At 70.1% G+C, this 18984-nt stretch carries 21 protein-coding genes; 11 read left to right on the forward strand and 10 right to left on the reverse strand.

What is annotated here, in order from left to right:
• The first annotated feature begins 99 nt into the window (after nucleotides 1-99).
• Nucleotides 100-2220 carry a hypothetical protein gene (locus ACMGFG_RS05375; protein WP_436929325.1) on the forward strand — a complete coding sequence of 707 codons (2121 nt, stop codon included), beginning with the start codon at nucleotides 100-102 and terminating at the stop codon, nucleotides 2218-2220.
• A gap of 2 nt (nucleotides 2221-2222) precedes the next feature.
• On the opposite strand, the gene ACMGFG_RS05380 is transcribed toward ACMGFG_RS05375, so the two are convergent.
• Nucleotides 2223-2363: a DUF7503 family protein gene (locus ACMGFG_RS05380; RefSeq protein WP_436929326.1), complete on the reverse strand. Its 141-nt coding sequence runs from the start codon at nucleotides 2361-2363 to the stop codon at nucleotides 2223-2225.
• A gap of 249 nt (nucleotides 2364-2612) precedes the next feature.
• Between ACMGFG_RS05380 and ACMGFG_RS05385 the strand changes: the two genes are divergently transcribed.
• Both ACMGFG_RS05385 and ACMGFG_RS05390 read left to right on the forward strand, forming a co-directional pair.
• Nucleotides 2613-3215 carry a DUF7504 family protein gene (locus tag ACMGFG_RS05385; protein WP_436929327.1) on the forward strand — a complete coding sequence of 201 codons (603 nt, stop codon included), beginning with the start codon at nucleotides 2613-2615 and terminating at the stop codon, nucleotides 3213-3215.
• A 58-nt stretch (nucleotides 3216-3273) separates the two neighbouring features.
• Nucleotides 3274-3882 carry a hypothetical protein gene (locus ACMGFG_RS05390; RefSeq protein ID WP_436929328.1) on the forward strand — a complete coding sequence of 203 codons (609 nt, stop codon included), beginning with the start codon at nucleotides 3274-3276 and terminating at the stop codon, nucleotides 3880-3882.
• A 224-nt stretch (nucleotides 3883-4106) separates the two neighbouring features.
• On the opposite strand, the gene ACMGFG_RS05395 is transcribed toward ACMGFG_RS05390, so the two are convergent.
• The 5 genes from ACMGFG_RS05395 to ACMGFG_RS05415 all read right to left on the reverse strand — a co-directional run bounded on the left by ACMGFG_RS05395 (nucleotide 4107) and on the right by ACMGFG_RS05415 (nucleotide 9397).
• Nucleotides 4107-4763, reverse strand: coding sequence for a helix-turn-helix domain-containing protein (locus tag ACMGFG_RS05395; protein WP_436929329.1), 657 nt, complete (start codon nucleotides 4761-4763; stop codon nucleotides 4107-4109).
• A gap of 199 nt (nucleotides 4764-4962) precedes the next feature.
• The gene (locus ACMGFG_RS05400) at nucleotides 4963-5823 is read right to left on the reverse strand and encodes a hypothetical protein (protein WP_436929330.1); all 861 of its coding nucleotides are present in this window, start codon (nucleotides 5821-5823) and stop codon (nucleotides 4963-4965) included.
• Nucleotides 5824-5919: 96 nt separating this feature from the next.
• Nucleotides 5920-6738 (reverse strand): MFS transporter, encoded by an 819-nt coding sequence (locus ACMGFG_RS05405; protein ID WP_436929331.1) that lies wholly within the window; start codon nucleotides 6736-6738, stop codon nucleotides 5920-5922.
• A gap of 118 nt (nucleotides 6739-6856) precedes the next feature.
• On the reverse strand, nucleotides 6857-8260 hold the full coding sequence (gene cofH, locus ACMGFG_RS05410; RefSeq protein ID WP_436929332.1) for a 7,8-didemethyl-8-hydroxy-5-deazariboflavin synthase subunit CofH: 1404 nt from the start codon (nucleotides 8258-8260) through the stop codon (nucleotides 6857-6859).
• Between the two features lie 105 nt (nucleotides 8261-8365).
• Nucleotides 8366-9397 carry a sodium:calcium antiporter gene (locus ACMGFG_RS05415; protein ID WP_436929333.1) on the reverse strand — a complete coding sequence of 344 codons (1032 nt, stop codon included), beginning with the start codon at nucleotides 9395-9397 and terminating at the stop codon, nucleotides 8366-8368.
• Nucleotides 9398-9509: 112 nt separating this feature from the next.
• Here ACMGFG_RS05415 and ACMGFG_RS05420 point away from each other — a divergent pair, with 112 nt between their 5' ends.
• Together ACMGFG_RS05420 and ACMGFG_RS05425 are read left to right on the forward strand one after the other, a co-directional pair.
• Nucleotides 9510-10562 (forward strand): phosphoribosylaminoimidazolesuccinocarboxamide synthase, encoded by a 1053-nt coding sequence (locus ACMGFG_RS05420; protein WP_436929334.1) that lies wholly within the window; start codon nucleotides 9510-9512, stop codon nucleotides 10560-10562.
• A gap of 13 nt (nucleotides 10563-10575) precedes the next feature.
• A complete protein-coding gene (locus ACMGFG_RS05425; protein ID WP_436929335.1) occupies nucleotides 10576-10962 on the forward strand; it encodes a CHY zinc finger protein in 387 nt (128 codons plus the stop codon).
• Between the two features lie 202 nt (nucleotides 10963-11164).
• On the opposite strand, the gene ACMGFG_RS05430 is transcribed toward ACMGFG_RS05425, so the two are convergent.
• Entirely contained in the window at nucleotides 11165-12154 is a 990-nt protein-coding gene (locus ACMGFG_RS05430; protein ID WP_436929336.1) for a formyltetrahydrofolate deformylase, read from the reverse strand.
• Nucleotides 12155-12345: 191 nt separating this feature from the next.
• Here ACMGFG_RS05430 and ACMGFG_RS05435 point away from each other — a divergent pair, with 191 nt between their 5' ends.
• The 4 genes from ACMGFG_RS05435 to purQ all read left to right on the forward strand — a co-directional run bounded on the left by ACMGFG_RS05435 (nucleotide 12346) and on the right by purQ (nucleotide 15087).
• Nucleotides 12346-13329 (forward strand): GAF domain-containing protein, encoded by a 984-nt coding sequence (locus ACMGFG_RS05435; protein ID WP_436929337.1) that lies wholly within the window; start codon nucleotides 12346-12348, stop codon nucleotides 13327-13329.
• A complete protein-coding gene (locus ACMGFG_RS05440; RefSeq protein ID WP_436929338.1) occupies nucleotides 13326-13988 on the forward strand; it encodes a DUF7504 family protein in 663 nt (220 codons plus the stop codon). Before ACMGFG_RS05435 ends, ACMGFG_RS05440 begins: the two co-directional genes overlap by 4 nt.
• 114 nt (nucleotides 13989-14102) lie before the next feature.
• On the forward strand, nucleotides 14103-14354 hold the full coding sequence (gene purS / locus ACMGFG_RS05445) for a phosphoribosylformylglycinamidine synthase subunit PurS (RefSeq protein WP_436929339.1): 252 nt from the start codon (nucleotides 14103-14105) through the stop codon (nucleotides 14352-14354).
• 55 nt (nucleotides 14355-14409) lie between these two features.
• The gene (purQ, locus tag ACMGFG_RS05450; RefSeq protein ID WP_436929340.1) at nucleotides 14410-15087 is read left to right on the forward strand and encodes a phosphoribosylformylglycinamidine synthase I; all 678 of its coding nucleotides are present in this window, start codon (nucleotides 14410-14412) and stop codon (nucleotides 15085-15087) included.
• Nucleotides 15088-15126: 39 nt separating this feature from the next.
• On the opposite strand, the gene ACMGFG_RS05455 is transcribed toward purQ, so the two are convergent.
• Nucleotides 15127-15696: an NUDIX hydrolase gene (locus ACMGFG_RS05455; protein ID WP_436929341.1), complete on the reverse strand. Its 570-nt coding sequence runs from the start codon at nucleotides 15694-15696 to the stop codon at nucleotides 15127-15129.
• Between the two features lie 79 nt (nucleotides 15697-15775).
• Here ACMGFG_RS05455 and ACMGFG_RS05460 point away from each other — a divergent pair, with 79 nt between their 5' ends.
• Nucleotides 15776-16522: an ABC transporter ATP-binding protein gene (locus ACMGFG_RS05460; RefSeq protein WP_436929342.1), complete on the forward strand. Its 747-nt coding sequence runs from the start codon at nucleotides 15776-15778 to the stop codon at nucleotides 16520-16522.
• A 40-nt stretch (nucleotides 16523-16562) separates the two neighbouring features.
• Complete coding sequence (locus ACMGFG_RS05465; RefSeq protein ID WP_436929343.1) at nucleotides 16563-17807, forward strand: ABC transporter permease; 1245 nt, start codon at nucleotides 16563-16565, stop codon at nucleotides 17805-17807.
• 20 nt (nucleotides 17808-17827) lie between these two features.
• Here ACMGFG_RS05465 and ACMGFG_RS05470 read toward each other — a convergent pair whose 3' ends face one another.
• A complete protein-coding gene (locus tag ACMGFG_RS05470; RefSeq protein ID WP_436929344.1) occupies nucleotides 17828-18274 on the reverse strand; it encodes a thiol-disulfide oxidoreductase DCC family protein in 447 nt (148 codons plus the stop codon).
• 82 nt (nucleotides 18275-18356) lie between these two features.
• Entirely contained in the window at nucleotides 18357-18965 is a 609-nt protein-coding gene (locus tag ACMGFG_RS05475) for a hypothetical protein (RefSeq protein WP_436929345.1), read from the reverse strand.
• Between the last annotated feature and the right edge of the window lie 19 nt (nucleotides 18966-18984).

Raw genomic sequence — 18984 nt, forward strand, 5'->3', positions numbered from 1 at the left:
TTTTTTCTTCCCGCCGCGTTCTCACGCGTATTCGCTCGCGCGGGCCGGGTGTGGGTCCACCCCGTACCACCGTGAGAGCCGACGTAGCCCTCCCTACCCATGAACGTCGATCTGGACGCGACCCGACCGCAGATCCGCCCCCACCCGAGTCGCGACGGCGTCCAGGTCGTCGACCCGATCCAGGAGACCCAGTTCTCGCTTTTGACCCCCGACGACCCCGGTATCGACGACTGCGACCCCGACCGGTTCCACTTCCCGGCGGACGTCGGTGCGACCGTGCGGACCACGGCCGTCGAGACGCCCTACTTCGTCCCGCTGTGGATCCGCGACGCGGCGGGTAACACCGTTGCGGAGGTCAACGACAGGGAGTCGGTGAGTCTCCCGCCCGGCCGGTACAACGTCGAACTGGCGACCACCCAGGTGAAACTGCAGTTCGCCGTCGACGCCGGGCTCGAGGTCACGTCGATGGAGGATACCGTCCGACTCGCGCTCTCGGAGACCGACCGGATCCACGTCGGCGCGCGGTCGGTCCACGAACAGCCGGCGGCGACTGTGACGACGACGGAGGACCCGTCGGACCTGATGACGGCGCTCTCGACGCTCGGGTCGGCGCTGAAGACGACCAGCTGTGAGCGTTCGTTCCCGTCACTTCGCGGACACCCGCCGCTCGTGGAGCTGGGCGAGGAGCTGGACATCCCGAGTTCGATCGAGCCCCCGGAGACGAACGTCGGTATCGAGGTCCCGCCGATCGAGGAGTACATCTACCCCGTCGTCCCGCTGGCGTACTACACCGGGGCACGGATCGAATCCGGTCCGTCGCCCCGGATCGCCGGCGAGGACTGGTCGTTCCCGCTCGACGGCGACGACGGCTTCGAGGCCGAGGTCGAGCGCGTCCTGAAACACGTGTTTCTCATGGACTGCGTCACGCGCACCGAGGGCTACTACGAGGTCGACCTCCACGAACGGGCTGAAGTCGAGTCGCGGGTCGATCTGGACTTCGTCGACGTGTACGAGCAACCGCTCAGCGAGCAGTTGCGAACGTACCTGGATGTCCCCTTCGACGCGGTGGCCGACGTGGTGCCCAAGTGGAAACTTACCGCCGACGTGCGGCCCGACGCCGCGAACGTCAGCGCGCTCCCGTTCCTCGCGAACGAACTGGCCGTGGTCCGCTGCCCGAGCACGCGCCAGTCCCGCGACGAGGCGCTGGAGGAGCTCACCGACCAGGTCGAGTCGTTCTTCAGGAACAACCCCGACGCGCTCCGGCGGAGCGCCCGCTCGAAGACCCGCTCGGAGTCGTCGTCCTCGACCGCGAGTCCGGAGATCTTCCGCCCGGACCCCGCGGACAGCATCGAGCAGGCCTACGTCGGCGAGGGGCTCCCGGTCGGCGCGAGCAAGATGACCGTCGACGCCTACTACCGGCGGCTGGACTTCGAGCCCACCACGGACCCGCAGATCCAGGTCGTCGTCGTCTGCAACGACCAGGAGATGACCGACGAGAACGTCGTCTCCGAGATCTACGGCACCCGCGACTGGATCGAGTTCGACATCGTCTTCCGGGAACAGCTGACCACGATGGAGATGCGCGAGCTCCTGCGCTCGGACGTCGACTTCCTCCACTACATCGGCCACGTCGACGACGAGGGGCTCCGCTGTACCGACGGTTACCTCGACACCCGCCACCTCTCGGAGGTCAACGTCAGCGCGTTCCTGCTCAACGCCTGCGACTCCTACGAACAGGGCCGCGGTCTCGTCGACGCCGGCGCGATGGCCGGGATCGCGACCGTCACCGACATCGTCAACGAGGCCGCCACCTCCGTCGGGCGGACCGCCGCGAAGCTACTCAACCAGGGCTTCTCGCTCGCCGCGACGGTCTCGATCATCAAGGAGTACGAACAGATCGGTCACCACTATCTCGTCATCGGTGACGCGAGTTCATCGATCGTTGAAAACCAGTCCGGGACGCCGAACAAAGCAATGGTTGAAGGATCCGGACCCGAGACTTACGAGTTGAGTTTGTACGGTTATCCGACGCTATCAACGCCGATGGGAACCATGTTCGTTCCACAGCTCGAGGGAATTAGTTCGTTCTATCTAAATTCCGGACTGATGGGTTCCTACGTGCTAGATGAAGCTACCGCTCTTGAATTTCTTCACAAGCAGGACGTTCCGGTTGAAATCGACGGCTCGCTTCGATGGAGTATGGACGTTACGAGTCTCTAAACTTATGGACCAGTCATTGAGCCGCCATTTGCCGCCGCCACGCTCCCGACCTGCGAGAGCAGCAGCAGCGCGCTGAACATGACGCCGATCCATTTGGGGTTCTCTTCGAGGAATTCGCGGAGTCGCGTTGATTCTTGGCTCATAGCCAAGTGTTTATTCAGTCCGTCTGTGATTGAATTTATCTAAAAGTTCGGGATAAATTAACCGTTGTATTATCAGTATGTTCTAGAGAGATTTGCGAGCGATACTTCTGTTGTAGGATCACTAACAGTAAGACGTTTCGGAATCGAGGGGAACGGCGGGGTGTCAGGGAACGGCAACACTCATTGTCGTGTGGGTCGGGAGAGTCGATACGAGGCGATGCCGACCAATCCGCGCGGGGGGAGCGAACAGTGACCGTCGACGGCAGGGGACGAGCGGAGATCGGGGACGCGACGACGGTGCTGTTGCTGGCGCCGGCCGTCGGTGACCGGCCGACGGACGCCTGCGTGACCCTCCTGGACGGGCTCGACGGCCGGATCGACCGGGTCGTTCCGGTCACGATCACCGTCCCGGCCGGGGAGTGGATCGGCCAGTGGGAGCGCGAGAGCGACGGCGGGCCCGCGCTCGGGACCTGCGTCGACGTGGACCGGACGACGCGGTCCGCGGCGGTCGCCGGCGACGACCGCTCCGTCCCCGTCGAGCGGGTCGTCGACCCGACGGACCTGGAGGCGGTCGGGCGCCGGGTCAGCGACGCCCTCCAGCGGGCCGACGACGACGGCGACCGCGCCGGCGTCGCGGTCCACTCGCTGACCGGTGTCCTCGGCCACGTCGACGAACCGACGGCGTTCAAGTTCGTCTACACGCTCGGGGAGGTGGCCCGCCGCGTCGACGGCGTCGTCGCCTTCCACCTCGACCCGTCGGTCCACGACGAGGAGACCGTCGAGACGTTCCGCATCGTCTGCGACGCGGTCGTCGACGCCACCCGGGGTCGCTCGACGTCGCCCGGCTCCTGACGAAATCGAGGGACGGCAAAGGAGTGGCTCTTTATACCCTCCGCCCTTCGCGCCGGACATGCCCCCGGCACGGCACCTGGTGGTCGTCGCCGGTGCCGAGGCCGCGGTCACCGACGCGCTGGCGACCGCGCTTCGCGACGACGGCACCGTCCGGACGGCCTACAGTGCCGACGCCCTCCGCGAGAGTCTCGACGCCGAAGTCGACGTGGTGCTCGTCGACATCGACCTGGTCGACGGCCCGGTCGACGCCCTGCTGGCGGACGTTCGCGCGCGCGAGTTCGACTGCCAGGTCGGGGTGTCGACGCCCGACCCGGAGCGGACCGCCGCGGAGACCGACGCCGCCGATGCGGTCGTCGAACGCGACCGGACGGCCGTCCGCGAGACGGTCCGGTGGCTCGCCAGGCGGGCGCGGTATCGAGCACGCCTGGAGGAGTTCTACGACCTGTCCGAACGGCGAGCGGAGCTGACCGACGCGGACGACGACGCGCGCGACCGGCTCGACCGGCAGCTCGACCGCCTCCGGCGCGACCTCGCCGAACTGTTCGACGATCTCGACGAGGGCTCGGCGTTCGACGCCGCGCTCGCACCCGACGAGCGGGAGCTCGGACCCCGCGGGGACGGCGACGTCGCTACCGACCATTCGAACGACCGCACCGACGGTGCGTGAGGACCCTGCCGGTAGCGGTCAGTACAGGTGGTGTAGGTATCACGCCAGCATCCGCCGAGCGACCGTCGGGAGCGAGGCGGTTCACCGGACGCAAGCGAGCGGAGCGAGCGCGTCGTCCGGCCTTTTTCCCCACGTTTTTGCAGCGGAGGATTCCCGCAGCGCGCCCCTGGCGCGCGAGGAACTCTCCGCTGGAAAAAGTGGGTATGCACGTTTCCTACCTCGCACTACTCCCCGGCGACGAACCCCGAGAAGACGCGCGATTCGATCTTCCGGAGGTGCTCGCCGACGGTGGCGGGCGACACCCCGAGCTCCTCGGCCAGCCCCTCCTGGGTCGCTCCCCGAGGGTCCTCGTAGTAGCCGGCCCGGACGGCGGTCTCCAGTACTTCCCGCTGGCGGGCGGTCAGCCGGCCGAACAGCTGTCGAACTCCCGGGTCGTACTCGCCGGTCTCGACGACCTCGATACTCACCTCCGCGGGCATCGGGTCGAAGGCGCCGGCGAACGCCGAGGCGTCGCCGACGAGCGTGACCACCGTGGTGCCGTCGGGCTCGGACTCGATGGGCATCTCGACGATCAGGTCCGAGCTGCGGCGGTACCGCAGGAGCCGCCGCGTCAGTTCGTCCAGCTCGAAGTGGGTGTACGCGAACCCGCGGTCGGCGCCCGTGGTCGTGTACTCGATGACGTACGGCGAGTCGGCGAGGACCTCGCTGTAGCGGTCGAGCCCCGACCGGACTTCCGACAGCGAGACGCCCGTGTCGCCGTCGATCAGCTCCAGCTGGTGGATCGGACCGGTCGTGACCGCCGGCTCGTCGGCCACCGCCGCGCCCAGCGGGTGGAACGCCTCGCCCTCTGCGTGGGTCGCCCGGACCGTCACGTAGCGCATACCGACCACTGGGCTCGCCGACGGAAAACTCTCACGTATAAAACAACCTCGTATGACCGGCAACAGGAATAGGCCGCATGCGTCCCAATCGACTGCTGCTGGACGGGCACGGTCCGGCGGTCCCTGGCGCTCGTCCCGTTGTCGCCCTGAATTATCCGCCCTCTCCCGGGACCGCCGTCCCTCGCTGACGCCGCCGGCGCTATCGCCGATCGGTCGTCTCGTACTCGCGCCGGTCGTCGCTGTCCTGACTCCAGCCGCCAGCCGCAGCGTCGTCGCCGTCGCCCCTTTCGATGTCTTCCCGTCCGCCGGACCCGCGACCGCTGTCGGCCCCGGCGGACCGCTCGGAGACCGACGTGACCGACGAGAGGGCGGCCTCGCAGGACTCGCCCGCTCCGCCGGGGGTTCCGGACGACGCGTGCTTCCGGTCGGTCGCCCGTCCGGACCCGGACATCAGCGACCGGAGACGCTCGACGAACCCGGGGTCGGACTCGGGGCCGAGGCGGTACTCGCTGCCCGCACGCTCGACCGCGCCCCGGTCCCGCAGGCGGGCCAGTGCGGCGTCGACGGCCTCGTCGTCGGCGTCGGCCGCCTCCCGGAGCTCTCGCCTGGTCCGCGCCCGGTCCGCCAGCGCCGAACGGACAGCACGGTCGGTCGACCCGGCCCGGTCCGTCACCGATCCCGCCCGGTCCGTCGCCGTCGACGGGTCGTCGCGGCCGGATCCGCTCGCCGCCAGGCCGGCCTTCGCCGCGCCGTACCCGCTCCTGACGCCGGCGAACAGGACGACGAACGCGAGCGACGGGTCACTCCCCAGCGCCCACAGTATGCCGGCCCCGCCGCCCGCGGCGAGCGCCGACGCGGCCTCGGCGACCCACTCGCGGGCGACCCCCGCCGCTTCGGCGACGGTGGCGCCCTTCTCGGCGTGCAGGGCCGCGAGGACGACCGCCAGTTCCGCGGCGGTCGCCTCCAGCACGCCCGCGAATACGACCACTATCCCGACCGCCGCGATCACCCACCAGCGGTCGATCTCCGCGCGGAGGCTCTCGCGAACGGTCGGCGACATCGCCGACGGCTTCGACCCCCACCCACTAGTTCCTGTCCGCTCGGATGAACGTCCGCCCGGGCGACCGGGTGTCGGTCGCGAACTGACCCCGGTCCGTCAGTCCGCCGACTCGCGTTCGCGGTCCCGCTCGGTTGCGGGCGCGTCCGGGTCGCTCGCTCCCGGGTCACCCCCTCCCGGGTCACCCGCCCCCTGGTCGCGGTCGGCCCGGTCGTCACGCCCGCGGACGGTACCCGCCCGGTCGATCGATCCCCCCTCGGGACCGGCACCGTCGGCGTCCCCACCGTCACCGAGTTCGAGCGTGAGCGGGCGCGCGATCCGCCGGGCGAGGCCTGCGACGCGGGCCGCGGCCCCATCGTCGTCGCGGTCGGCCGCCCGGAACGCGCTGCCCTCGCGGACGACGACGCCGCGCGACCGGAGTTTCGCGAGCGCCGCGTCGATGGCCCCGTCGTCGGCATCGAGCGCCTCGGACAGTTCCCGGCGCGTCCGCGGGCCGTCGTCGAGCGCCTCGTGGACCCGCCGGCCGACGTAGTCGTGGTACACCTCGCGGCCGGTGGGTTCGTTCTCGGTCGCGCCCTCGTGGCGGACCGTCTGGACGGCGTCGACGACGAACCACGCGCCGACCAGCAGGAAGGCGACGGGGAGCGCGACGAGCGCCGAGTCGCCCAGGAGGAGCAACGCGGCACCGCTGATCAGCACATAGATGCCGAACCCCGCGTGCCTGACCGACTGGCGCACGTCGTACACGTCGGTCACGAGTTCGGAGAGGCCGAAGACCGCCATCGAGACGGCCGTGGTCACGAACTGCGCGGGGGACGGGTCGAGCAGGTGCCAGAGGACGACGCCGACGGCGATCCACTGGAGCGCGGGCCAGAAACCCAGCCGCTCGCGGAGGGCGTCACGGAGGCTGTCCGCCATCGCCGTCGTGTTCGCCCACCGAACGGATAGACCCGTCGGAGCGCGCCAGCGAGCGCGGTCCCCGGCGGTCGGCGCTGACCAGCGACGGGCGCCCGCTGCACGCCGGTCCCCACCCCGGTCAGTCGTCGGCGCTGGTCGGGTCGCCCGCGCCGTCGTCGGTCCACTCGGGGTCGACCAGCGGTGTCCCGTCGGCCTTCGGACCGAGTTGCGGCCCGTGGGGGCCGTCGTCGGGGTCGATGCGGCGGCGCTGGCGGTAATCGGTCGACCGCTCCACGGGAACCCGCCCGATGGCGTCGATCATCTCGACGTACTCGTCGAACGAGCGGAGTTCGCCGAACGACCCGCCCGCGCGCTTTGTGATCTCCTCGCTGAGGATGGTACCCATGAAGTCGTCCGCACCGCAGGAGAGCATCTTCAGCCCCTGCTCGTCGCCGTACTTCACCCACGACGACTGGATGTGGTCGATATTGTCCAGAAAGAGCCGCGAGACCGCGATCAGCAGCTCGTCCTCGTCGGTGGTCGCCCCCGCCTCGACCATCCCCTCCTCGTACAGCGGCGTCTCCTGATGGACGAAGGATAGGGGGACGAACTCCGTGATCGCATCGGTCCGGTCCTGGAGCTCTCGGATCCGTTTCAGGTGGAGCACCCTGTGCATCTCGTTTTCGACGTGGCCGTACATGATGGTCGAGGTCACGTCGAGACCGACGTTCGCGGCGGCCTCCATCGCCTCGAGCCACTCCTCGGTGCCGATCTTCCCGGGGCAGATCACGTCGCGGACCTCGTCGACGAGGATCTCGGCGGCCGTTCCGGGGACCGAGTCCAGCCCGGCCTCCTTCAGGCGGCCGTACACCTCCTCGTAGGACCAGTCGGTGCCCCGCCGGCCGTGATAGGCTTCCTCGGGGGTCATCGAGTGGACGTGGACGCCGTCGACGCTCATCGCGTCGATCTGCTCGCAGTAGGTGCCCGGGTTCACGTCGTACTCCGCCGGGGGTCGGTAGTTCAGGTCGCCGCGGTCGCTGGATTCGAGGATCTCGCGGTGCTCGTCGTCGAGCGCGAACGCGGGGTGGAGTCCGGAGACGGACGTGACCTCGTAGATGCCGCGTTCGACCGCCTCGCGGACGATATCCCGCGATTCTTCGGGTCGTTTCGTGAACCCGCCGTGCTCCGCGTCGTTGGCCGATCGGAACTGCTCGGAGCGGTCCTTGAAGTTGCAGAACAGGCAGCCGGTGTTGCAGGCGGTGGTGACGTTGTTGTTGAGGTTGGCGACGAAGGTGACCTCCTCGCCGACCACCTCGGCGCGCCGGCGGTCGGCCGCTTCGAGGACGAGTTCCTTCCGCTCGCGGTCGATTTCCTCACTCTCGGTCCCGGTCGTCAGCAGCTCGACGCCGTCGGCGACCGTCAGCCGCTCGCCCGCGCGGACCTTCGCCAGCGCGTTCTCGAACGACCTGTCGGTCTCGGGGACGCGGTCGAACCCGAACTCCCCGCGGGGCACGTTCGGGCGCGTCTCGGCGGCGTCTGTCATTGCACACCACCACAGCACCCACCGGTATAAGCGGCCGGGAACCGGCCGATGGTCCCGCCGTCGGTGACGACCGGGTGTCGGCCCGCGCTCGGGGTCGGCCCGCGGTCAGCCGCCCGGGTTCGGCAGGAGAGTGACCGCGTCGGTGGCGGCCTCCAGGACGACCCAGGCGACGAACAGCGCGTAGGCGACAAGCAGCGCGACCGACTCCGGCGTCGAGAGCGCCAGGTCCGTCCGGAGGAAGGTAAAGAGGAGCACCGTCGCCAGCGTCAGGACGGCGAACATCGGCACGGCGAGTTCGAAGTTGAACGACCACGTCCCGGCGACGAGCACCCCCACCGGGATGGCGACGAGCAGGTCGAAGGTGTTCGACCCGAGGACGTTCGCCAGCGACGCGACCCCGCGGTCGTCCCGGGCCGCGCGGACGCTCACCAGCGCGTCGGGCAGGCTCGTCGCGCCGGCGGCGACGGTCACGCCCATGATGAACTCGTCGACGCCGACGGCCAGGCCGATGGTCTCGACCGCACCGACGAGTTCGTGGATCGCGACGAGGATCACGGCGAGGCCCGCGAGCAGGTATCCCCACTGCCGGCGGGCGTCGACCCCGTCCCCGGCGTCGGGGTCGGCGGTGTGGTCGGCGGTGTCCTGGGCCTGGATGAAGATGTACAGGCCGTACAGCGCCAGCGGGATGGCCGCCAGCGGCCGCGTCATCTCGCCCGAGATGAACTCGGTATCCCCGACGGGGTAGTAGATGACCGCCATCGCGAAGGTGATCACCAGTGCCGACACCGCCAGCATGTAGAACTGCGCCTCCTTGTAGACGAGCGTCCGGCTGGCCTCGATGTCCTCGTCGGTCGAGATGCCCGCGACCGCGGGGATCACGAGGATGTTGAAGATCGCCGACCCGACGATCGCGCCGGTCCCGATCCCGAGCGCGCCGCCCAGGGCCGAGACCACCACCGTCGCCAGCTCCGGGAAGCTCGACCCGACCGCCGCGACGACCGACCCCTGGACCACCTGGGGCAGCCCGTAGTACGCCGAGAGCCGCTCGCTCGCCGACTCCAGCCAGGAACTCCCGAGCCAGACGGCGCCGGTCGTGACGACGACGACCGCGACGGCCAGGCCGACGGATTCGACCATCGGAGCCATCTCGACGGGGCAGGCAAGTAGGCGTTTTGGGATGGCGCGACGCAGGGGTCGCACGCGACGCGAGTGAGAAACGACTTTGCCGCGGGCGCGAGAGGCTCCGGCAATGACTTCCGTGAAGGAGTTCCGGGTGGAGGAGGCCGCCACGGCCGACGAGCTGGGCCGCGGCGCGTTCGTCTTCACCGACGACTACTCGGTGTTCGACTGGGGGAAGATGCCCGACGAGATCCCCGACAAGGGCGCCTCGCTGTGCACGATGGGTGCGTTCAACTTCGAACTGCTCGAATCGGCGGGCGTCCCCACCCACTACGAGGGCGTCGCCACCGACGACACCGACGGCGCGGTCCCGCTCGACGAGGCGCTCGATTCGGGCGCGGCGCCCCGCGAGATGGTCATCGAACTCACGCAGGTGCCCGACCTGCCATTCGAGGGCGAGGCCGCCGCCGACCCCAGCGGCTACGACTACGACGCCTACCACGCCGACGCGGGCGAGAACTACCTCGTTCCCCTCGAGATCGTCTTCCGCAACCGCGTCCCGGTCGGCTCCTCGCTCCGCAAACGCACCGACCCCGCCGACCACGGCCTCGACCGCGACGAGTGGCCCGACGAGGCGGTCGACCTCGACGACCCGGTCGTCGAGTTCTCCACGAAGTACGAGGAGCAGGACCGCTACCTCGACCGCGGGGAAGCCGACCGCATCGCCGGCGCGGCGAGTATCGACGACCTCGAATCGGTCGCCCGCGAGGTCAACGCTGTCGTCACCGACCGGGCCGCCGAGGCCGACCTGACCCACGAGGACGGCAAGATCGAGTGCCTGTACTTCGAGGGCGAGGTCCGGGTCGCCGACGTGGTCGGCACGTTCGACGAGAACCGCTTCTCCTACGGCGACCAGCAGGTCTCGAAGGAGGTCGTCCGCCAGTACCACAAGCGCACCCAGCCCGAGTGGGTCGAGGCGGTCTCGGCGGCCAAGGCCGAGGCCGACGAGCGCGGCGTCGCCGACTGGAAGTCGCTGTGCGAGCGCCAGCCCGAACCGCTCGCCGACCGCGTGGTCGCCGCGGCCCGGGACCTCTACTGCGCCGGTACCAACGCCTACGTCGGCCGCGAGGTCTTCGACGCCCCCGACATCGAGGCCGCGGTCGAGGCAGTTCGGGACCTCTGAGCGGACCGCGAGGATGACCGACGACCCGTGCGACGAGCGGCGGACGACCGAACCACCGGGGACGGACGACCGATTCCCGGTCCCGCTGCGCGGCGTCGCGGTCGATCCCGAGACGCGCTGCGCTCACTACGACGCGGCGGTCGACGTGATCGCGCTCCGGTTTCCCTGCTGTGACTGCTACTACCCCTGTTTCCGCTGCCACGAGGCCGTGACCGACCACGACGCCGAACGGGTCCCCCGCGAGGCGTTCGACCACCCGGCGGTGCTCTGTGGCGCCTGCGGCGAGCGGCTCTCGGTCCGCGAGTACCTCGACTGCGGCGACGCCTGTCCGGCGTGCGCCGCGGCGTTCAATCCCGGCTGTCGGCGCCACCGCGACCGGTACTTCGCCGTCGAGGAGTGACCCCGCTCTGGAGACCGGTCGCGCGGTCGGCCCTCGGCACGTCTGGCCGTAGGTTCAAGTGCGGTGACGGGACCAGCCGGGCCCGTGACCTGAGAGCCGACGCGGGGCGCTCCGCGGGAGCGCGACACGCCGCCCCGCGAGCCGTCCGTGTCGCCTGTTCGCCAGAAAAACCGCCGGCCGTCGACCGGAGAGCCGCTCGCGGTCAGTCGTCGGCTTCGGCTTCCTGCTCGTCGTCCTGTTCGGCCACGTACTCGCCGAGCCCGTCGATGGGCCGGTCGGGGTTGGCCTGGTCCAGATCGCGGGGCGCGCCCAGCTGCGCGTCGGTCTCCTCGGGGTCGCGCAGTTTCGTGCGCCCGCGGTGGACGGTCACCTCGTCGTTGAGGTGGAGGTCGATGGCCTCCAGCAGCGCCTCCGCCTCGAGCGGCTGGCCGATCTCCTGCAGTTCCGCCTCGGTGGCGTCGTCGGGGACGTTGAACGCCCGCTGGGTGATGATCGGCCCCTGGTCGAGGTCCGTCGTCACGTAGTGGGCGGTGACACCCGCGATGCGGACGCCCTCCTCGATGGCCTGCATGTACGCCGAGGCGCCGGGGAACGCCGGCAGGAGGGAGGGATGGACGTTGATGATGCGGTCCTCGTAGCGGAACACCACGTCCGGGCTGAGGATGCGCATGTACCGCGCCAGCACCACGAGGTCGGTGTCGTACTCCGCCAGGAGGTCGAGCAGTTCGTCCTCGTCGGGCGTGCCCTTCTCGTCGCCGATGTCGTGGAAGGGCACGTCGTACTTCTCCGCCAGCGGTTGCAGGTCGGAGTGGTTGCCGATGACGACCTCCACGTCGGCGCCGAGGTCGCCGCTGGCCCACGCCTCGAAGATCGCCTCCAGGCAGTGCGATTCCTTGGTGACGAGGACGGCGATCTGCTGGGTCTCGCGGTCGTCGGGGAACCGCACCTGCACGTCGACGCCCAGGTCGTCGCCGAGCTCGTGGAGGTTCTCCCGCAGGGTCTCCTCCTTGACGATCATCTCGGAGGTGTCGACCCGCATCGTCATGCGGAAGACGCCCTCGCGGACTGCCTGGTCGAGGTCCTCGATGTTGATGTTGCGCTCGAACAGCAGCGAGGTGATCTCCGCGATCAGGCCCGTGTCGTCGTCGCCGACGACGACGATCTCGGTCAGGTCGCTGGTCACGGCGACCACCGCCGGGGTACCGGCGAGCGCGTGTGCGAACGGACAGTCATCGGGTAGCGCTGACGGGCGTCGGTGCCTAAAGCGTTCTCGTCGCTCGCCGCCGCGGCGTGCCACCGCACGTCCCGGTCGAACAGTATCAACGCTGGATCGCGTACGCAGAGAGTTATTACGGTGGAGTCGAAAGAGCCCGCAGAGACGGAATGCGCGAACTGACTGTGTTGTGCGTCGACGCCGACGACGAGGAGCGCACGGCCACGCGCGAGACCCTCGTCGCCGACGGCGTCGCGGTGACCGAGGCGGGGTCGGTCGCCGCCGCGGGCGACGCCCTCGAGGCGGGGGGCGTCGACTGCGTCGTCACCGGCTACGACCTCCCGGACGGGACCGGCCTCGACGTGGCCGCCCGGGTCCGGGAGACGACGCCGGACACCCCCTGTATCCTCTTCACCGACGCGTCGCCCGACCGGATCGACACCGCCGACCGCGAGGACGTGGTCGTCGAGTACCTCCCGCGGGACATGCCGGAGGCCAGGGAGACGCTGGCCCGCATGGTCGGCAACCTCGTCGAGCAGCGGACGCAGGTCGGCTACCCGCTGCCGACGCGGGAGGACGAACGCCTCGCCGCGCTCGAACAGTACGACCGCCCGGGCATGGCGGCCGCCGAGGCGTTCCGCCGGCTGACGGCGCTCGCCCGGTCGCACTTCGGTGTGAACGTCGCGTTCGTCGGGCTGGTCGACGCCCACCAGGAGCGCTTTCTCGCCTGCGCCGGCGCGTCCTGGGAGACGCTCTCCCGGGAGGACTCGATGTGTACTCACACGATCCTCCGGGACGACCTGATGGTCGTCGAGGATACCCACGCAGACGACCGCTTCGCCGACAACGACCGCCTCGACGAGCTTGACATCCGCGCCTACGCCGGCGTGCCGCTGGAGACGCCCCGCGGCGCGACCATCGGCGCCTTCTGTCTGACCCACGACGAGCCGCGCTCGTTCTCCGAAGATGGGCTCGCCGACCTCCGGCGGTTCGCCGACGAGGCGATGGACCAGCTGGAGCTGCGCCGGCAGCTCAACGAGTGCGAGGACGAGCGCGACGCGGACGGCCACGGGACTGACTCGGAGGAAGGCGACCGCGACGCAGCGACCGGAGCGGGGACTGGGGACGGAGACGAGGGCGGTGATGGGCCGTGAGCGTGCAGGAATCGACCTACACGTTCGAGGGACTCCCCCTGAACGGGGTCGAACCCGGGACGAACGTCCTCGTCACCGGGCCGGCGCTGGGGGGCATCCGCGAGCTGACGATGCGGATGCTCCTGCGGGGCCACGCCCGCGAGGGCGCGCTCGTCCTCGCCGCCGACGTGGACGGCCGCCAGGCGCTGACCGACTACGAGTCGCTGGGCGGCGACCTGGATTTCGCACGGGTGGGTGTGGTCGACTGTACCGAGAACGGCGCCGACGACGAGGAACACAACGTCCACGCGGTCGGGAGCCCCGCGGACCTGACCGGCGCCGGCATCGAGTTCTCCTCGCTGTACGAGCGGCTCCACGCCAACGGCGCCGCGCGGGTCCGCACCGGCGTGTACACGCTCTCGCCGTTCGTCGTCTACGCGCCCGCGAAGTCCGTGTTCCGCTTCGTCCACACGCTGACCGGCCGCATCCGCACCGCCGACGGCCTCGGGGTCTGCGCGATCGACCCCGGCGCCGTCGACGACCAGACCCTCTCGTCGGTCGCCCAGGCGTTCGACGGGAAGGTCGAACTCCGGGAGGCCGACGGCCAGCGGGCCGTCCGCGTCCGCGGGCTGCCCGACCAGCCCGACGGCTGGCAACCCGTCGAACTCGACACCCCCTGACCGCCCCATCGGACGGGCCGGTCGCGGCCGTCCGGGTCCGCTCGCGTCCGCTCGCGAGTCGGCGGCCGGGGCGAGTCAAAACCGTTTTCTCCCGGCGCCGCCGCGACTCACGTGATGACCGCGTACACCGCGACGGTCGAGGTGCGCCTGAAACACGGCGTGCTCGACCCGGAGGCGGAGACGACCGGGCGCGCGCTCGAACGGCTCGGGTTCGAACTCGAGGACCTGCGGGCCGCCGACCTGTTCGAGGTCGACCTGGAGGCCGAGTCGGCCGACGCCGCCGCCGAGCGCGCCGACGAGATGGCCGAGCGGCTGCTCGCCAACCCGACCATCCACGACTACGAGGTCTCCGTCGAGGAACGATGACCGCCTCCGTCTCTCCGACGCCGACGCTCTGCTCGCACACCGGGGGGTGCTCGCCGTGACCGTCGCCGTCGTCCAGTTCGGCGGGTCCAACTGCGACCGCGACACCGTCCAGGCGCTCGCCCACCTCGGCATCGACGCCCAACTCGTCTGGCACGAGGACGGCCTCCCCGCCGACACCACCGGCGTCGTCCTCCCGGGCGGCTTCTCCTACGGCGACTACCTCCGGGCCGGCGCGATGGCCGCCCGCTCGCCGGTCATGGACGAGGTCCGCGAGGCCGCCGCCGAGGGGACGCCGGTGCTGGGCATCTGCAACGGCGCACAGATCGGCTGCGAGTCGTCGCTGACTCCCGGCGCCTTCACCACCAACGAGAGCGCCCGCTTCCAGTGCGAGCACGTCCACCTCCGCGTCGAGAACGCCGACACCCCCTGGACGAGCCACTTCGAGGCGGGCGAGGTCGTCGAGTTCCCCATCGCCCACGGCGAGGGCCGCTACGAGATCGGCGACGACCGCCTGGAAGAACTCGAAGCCGACGACCGCGTTCTGTTCCGCTACTGCGACGAAGATGGGGCGGCCACCCCGGAGGCGAACCCCAACGGCTCGAAACACAGCGTCGCGGGCGTCCTCGGCGAACGGGACTCCGTCGCGGTCCTGATGCCCCACCCCGAGCGCGTCTCCCTGCCCGACATCGGGTCGACCGACGGCCAGGGCGTCCTCCGCGCGTTCGGCAAGTAGCGCTTCCATCGACGCCTTTCTGTCGGTCGGGTCGCCCGGTCAGGGGCCGTCGCGGAGTTCCCGGGCGCGCCCGTACACCCGACGCGTGTACTCGGGGTTGAACACGTCCGTCGGCAGCTCCGCCAGCCACCGCGCCTCGGTGATCTCCTCGTCGGGGTCCCCGAGGTCCGACCGCCCGGACACCTCGGGATCGGTCGCCCGACAGAGGAAGTGGACGAACCGCATCTCGGCTCGCCGCTCGCCGTCGACGACCACGTTCTCGTCGACGGCGACGGGACGGACGGGTTCGACCGCCACTCCGGTCTCCTCGCGCACCTCGCGAGCGACCGCGTCGGCGAGGCCCTCGCCAGGTTCGACGGCCCCGCCCGGGAGCGTCCACTCGGTCGAGTACGCCTCGTTGCGGATCGCGAGTAGGTGGGCCTCGTCGGACTGCGTCCGACTGCCCGAGGTGCTCCGCACCTCGCTATCGAAGACGACCCCGGCGACGCCCCACCCGGACCGGAACACCTCTGACTCCCCGAGTTCGTCGAAGCGCTCGGGGTCGACCTCGTGTCGCTCCGACTCGGTGACCAGGTCGTCGTAGCGCTCCCGGGGATCCGTCCGCTCCATGCGTGGCCGGTCGCCCGCCCGATCGATAACTTCTGTGACACCGCGGCGCCCGGCCGAGACCAGAACAGTCAACTGTGTGATGTTCGACGGATCGGCCGACATGGGGACGAAAGCGGTGCAGGTCGAGGACCTGCGCAAGCGCTACGGGGACGTACAGGCCCTCGAGGGACTGTCCTTCGAGGTCCGCCCCGACGAGATATTCGGGCTGGTGGGTCCGAACGGGGCGGGGAAGACGACGACGCTGCGGACGCTGGCGACGCTCATCAACCGCGACAGCGGCACGGCCACCGTCGCCGGCCACGACGTGGACGGCGACCCCGACGCGGTCCGGCGGTCGATCCGCTACCTCCCGGAGGACGCCGGCGCCTACGAGTCGATGAGCGGCCGGCAGTTCCTGGCGTTCGTCGCCGACTTCTACGCGGACGGCGAGGAGGCGGCGGCGATGGTCGAACGCGGCGTCGAGATCGCCGACCTGGGCGACCGGATCGACGACGACACCGGGGAGTACAGCAAGGGGATGACCCGCAAGCTCCTGCTCGGCAGCGCGCTGATGACCCGCCCCAGGCTGGCGATCCTCGACGAGCCCACCTCCGGGCTGGACGTGCAGAACAGCAAGACCGTCCGCGAGGTCGTCAAGGGGTTCCCCGACGACGAGCGGTCGATCCTCCTCTCCAGCCACGACATGCTCGAGGTCGAGTACCTCTGTGACCGGGTCGGCCTGCTCAACGACGGCGTCATCGCCACCACCGGGAGCCCCGCGGAGTTGATGGCCGAGTACGACGCCGAGAACCTCGAAGACGTGTTCCTGGAGGTGGTGGCCGAATGACCTTCGCGATTCCCGTTCGCACCCGCAGGGGGCTCCGTCGATGAGGCCGTTCGTCCGGCTCATCTGGAAGGAAGCGCGGGAGCTGCTGCGGCCGCGGTACATCCTGCCGATCCTCTTGCTCCCGCTGATCTTCATCGGTATGGGCCAGGGCTTCTCGGGCGTCGAGGCCCAGCTCGGCCAGGAGCCGACCGTCGGCGTCGTCGACCGCGACGGCGGCGAGTACGGGGAAGTCGTCGTCGAGACGCTCGACGAGCGCGCGGAGCTGGCCTACCGGTCGACGGACGGCTCCGTCGACGCCGCGCTGAACGAGACGACCGCGGCCGGCGGGTCGGCCGTCGTCGAGGTCCCCGCGAACTTCACCGAGCGGATACGCGCCGGCGAGCGGGGGCGGGTCCACCTCTACACGAGCGTCGAGAGCGTCAGCATCGTCGGCATCGCCAGCTCCGCGCAGGTCGAGGAGCTGCTCTCGGCGTCGGCCCACAACGTGACCGTCGCCGTCACCGGCGCGAGCGAGGCGCAACTCGACCCCATCGAGCGCGACCACACGACCTACGTCAAGGGCCGTCAGCTGTCGGCACCGCCGGGCGTGATCTCCGCGGCGTTCACCTCGCAGTTCATCTTCGTGCCGGTCATCATCATGCTCGCCATCGTCTTCTCCGGGCAGATGGTGATGAACTCGATGGCAAGCGAGAAGGAGCACAAGACGCTGGAGACGCTGCTCACGATGCCCATCGAGCGCCGCTCCATCGTCGCCGCGAAGCTCGTCGGCGGCAGCGTCGTCGGTCTCGTCGCGACCGCGCTGTACACCGGCGGGATCGCGCTCAGCAACCTCTCGATCGGCGACGTGGGCGACACCGCGGCGCTGACGCTCGGCGCCGGCGACTACCTGCTGGTCGGCGTCTCGCTGTTCTTCACGCTCGTCGGAACGCTGGCGGTCGCGCTCTCGCTCGGTATCTTCGCCGACAGCCAGCAGGGCGCCCAGATGCTGCTGCTCCCGCTCTCCGGGCTGGCCATCGTCCCGATGTTCGCGACGATGTTCACCGACGTGGACGTGCTCGGCCTCCCTGCCAGGGCCGCCCTGTTCGCGATCCCGTTCACCCACCCGATCATCGCCCCCAAGCGCCTGCTGTTCGACGACGTGGACCTCGTGCTCGCGGGCATCGCCTACGAGGTCGTCTTCGCCGTCGCCGCCGTGTGGTTCGCCGTCAAACTCTTCGAGTCGGACCGCCCGATCACCGGCAACGCCGGCTGGCTCGACCGCCTCGTGCGCCTCGTCCAGCAGTAGGAGCGGCGGTCGGCGACGCGTCAGTCCGCGTCCGCGGGCCGTCCGTCGCTCATCTCGACGAACCGCTCGCGGACCTCGGGCGAGGGGACCATACACTGGGCCTTCCTGCCGAAGACGGCGTAGCGGTGGCTGGCGACGACCCCGTAGACCGCGTCGCGGAGCGGCCGCGGTACGACCCGGAGCGCCCCCGCGAGCGACCACGGGAACTCGAGTTCGCTCGCGACGCGCAGCGCGGCCTCCGATTTCGTGTAGTAGTCGTCGCCGTCGACGAGGACGAACGTGTCGAAGTCGTAGTCCTCGAAGCCCACGTCCGAAAGTAGCCGCTCGGCCGCCTCGGACTGCAGCGGCGCGAACCGGAAGACGCCCTCGGGGTCGTGCTCGATCACGAACTGGATCGACCCGTTGCAGAGGTTGCAGACGCCGTCGAACAGCAAGATTGGCTTCTCGCGCGGGATGTCTCCGGTCATCGTCGAACGTAGGCGGCCGACACACTTGAAAGACCCCACGCCGCCGGCGCACCGGGGAGCCGATTCCGGGACTGCGCCGCGGTCACCCCGAGGGGCACTCCTCGCCGAATGGACCCTCGTCGTTCGCGCGGAGCCTGGCGTCGGCGGTGTACGCCTCGGTCGCGCCGCCGGGCTCGCGCTGTCGGCTGGGGCTCCCGAAGTCGACCTCGGCCCAGGCGCACTCCCCGCGGGGCCAGGTCCCGTCCGGCAGGTCCGTGTCCACGGCGAGGTCCGAGTCCACGGCGTCGACCTGCAGCCGGTAGGCGGCGGGGTCGCCCGACCAGTCGCGGGTGATCCTGGCGCTCGAATCGTTCGCGATGGTCTCGGTCGTCGCGAGCAGCTCCGACCCGTCCGCAGTGAGCGTGATCTCGACGGTGATCGAGTCGCCGGTCCAGTTGTACACCTCCATCCCCGTGAGGACGACCTCCTCGCGGCCGCCGCCGAGACAGCCCGCGAGCCCCGTCGCCGCCCCGGCGCCGACCGCGGCCAGGGTCGCTCTGCGGGTGAGTCGCCCCGGAGCGCCGTCGGTCGATCCCCGGCCATCGGCCGACCCCTCGCCGGCGACCCGGTCGGGCGGCTCGCGGGTCATCGTGCCCCCGATGTCACCGTTCGGTCGCCGCTCGACGCGCCCCGGCGCACCTGTGTCCCACACATCCGTCCCCGGGCGAACG

The organism is Halosimplex halobium, assembly GCF_051414055.1.
In the GTDB taxonomy this organism is placed as follows: domain Archaea; phylum Halobacteriota; class Halobacteria; order Halobacteriales; family Haloarculaceae; genus Halosimplex; species Halosimplex halobium.